This window comes from Aliiglaciecola sp., assembly GCF_039982535.1.
Lineage (GTDB): Bacteria > Pseudomonadota > Gammaproteobacteria > Enterobacterales > Alteromonadaceae > Aliiglaciecola.
This window is the reverse complement of record NZ_JBDWYG010000053.1, coordinates 1-1742: the sequence shown is the minus strand read 5'-3', so window position 1 is coordinate 1742 and position 1742 is coordinate 1. Positions and strand designations below refer to the sequence as shown.

The window sequence follows — 1742 nt, the reverse complement described above, 5'->3', positions numbered from 1 at the left end:
AGGACGTTTTAAATCTCAAGCCTTATTGGATGAGCATGCAATAGCCGCCTGTATGGTTTATGTGGACTTGAACCCAATCCGAGCAAAACTAGCCAATACGCCTGAAACCTCCAAACATACCAGCATCAGACGACGCATATTCGATTTAAAAAAAGGAAAACAACCTTCGACACTGATGCCATTTGTGGGCGGCACAACACAACCCCAGCCAACAGGTTTGCCTTTCGAGCTCATTGATTACCTAAAATTAGTTGACCTATCAGGGCGCACCTTCCATTCCAGTAAACGTGGAGCAATAAATATTGATGAATCCCCTATCCTACAGCGACTTGGTTTAGATGAACAAACCTGGAGCAATCTATTTTCATGCTTTGAAACAACATTTAGTGTGGCCGCTGGCCAAATCGACACCCTCCAAACCTATAAACGACGACTTCGGCAAACGAGGGCGGTTTGTTGAGTTTGGCAGGAGCCAATTAAGTTTCTTGTTAATTGAAAACCACTGCATAAGTCATTTACAGACGATCACCAAATCAATTATTTTTTCGTGGTTTAGTATATATACTCTAGTGCTTCGCTTAATTTAAATCGTTAGGTTTCAACTTTTTAGCCATTAAACTCTACGTAAAAAATAAGCAATCACGCTTTAACATCACACCAGTTTATGGCTGTCTTAGAATTATTTTAATACTTCCCTACTTTTATGGCTGTCTTAGAATAATTAACCTTTATGGCTGTCCAAAACTATCTATTTACCTAATTTCTGTTGTTGTTCATCCGTTAACACTTGCCAATACTTTTTTTCGATTTCGAGCAAAGGATCAGACATTCTAAGTAGTGACAAATAGTCATAAATATCAGTCTGTAATTGACTTACCATCTGTTTTTTATCGTGATTTTGGTTAGTTGAACCAGACTGTTCTTCCAGTTTTTTTAATAAGCTATCTAGATATTCCGTGTTGACTTGTGTCATCGAATTTGAGTTTTGAGTATCGCTAGATTTTCCCGCTACATCAATTAAAGATAGTCTTCGCTGAGCTTGTGACTCTCTTTTGGCCGATTGCTCAACTTTCTGCTTAGCAAGTAAATTGGCTTTTTCATATGCTTGTTGCTCTGCATCTTCCTGATTTAAAGCAATATCTGCAGGTATTTGCTGCTCAACATCAACTTCCAGAGGTAATTCTAGGTCCAATGTAAGAGGCTCAATTTCCACATTGTCCATTGCTTTTGCAGCTAACGTTAATGCTTCTTTTTCAGCGTATTGAGCGCGCTCAGGCTCATCCATCAGTTGCTCGGTAAATTCATCTTTCTCAGGCAAAGGCTCGCTTGCCATTCTTGATGCTACTAAGGATTCACCTAACTCTTTAGTTTGTAGTTTAGATTTTCTTGCTCGCTGACTCTCATCCAAAGTCGCCTGTTCCGCAATACCATAGGTGTCTACTGCCGCCTGTGGAGCTTGATCCAAACGTGGATCAAACTGCTCGTATTGAGTGTAAACCACTAAGCTTATGAACATCACTGAAGCCGCAATTGAAGCTGGCCATTGCCATTGACGCCAATTAGATGATTCTTTTTTAATGTCAGTAGGTTGCTTGGCTAAGCCCAGTTTGTGGCTGTCCAATAAATCAGCTGATTCAGTCTCGCGGTGGCTGTCCACTGACTCAGTCTTATGGCTGTCCAGTAACTTTTTCTCCAGTAACTTTTCAGAGCGCTGCGTAGCTAAGTCCAAAATGTGGCTGTCC

1 protein-coding gene and 1 pseudogene are annotated in these 1742 nt (G+C 40.6%); one reads left to right on the top strand and one right to left on the bottom strand.

Annotated features, from left to right (window positions below):
- Positions 1–460 (top strand): annotated as a pseudogene (locus ABJV04_RS16220) (transposase); the annotation flags it as partial.
- A 288-nt stretch (positions 461–748) separates the two neighbouring features.
- Here the strand turns inward: ABJV04_RS16220 and ABJV04_RS16215 are convergent.
- Positions 749–1742, bottom strand: a 994-nt coding sequence (locus tag ABJV04_RS16215; protein ID WP_348492627.1) for a hypothetical protein, incomplete at its 5' end; no start/stop codon positions are given.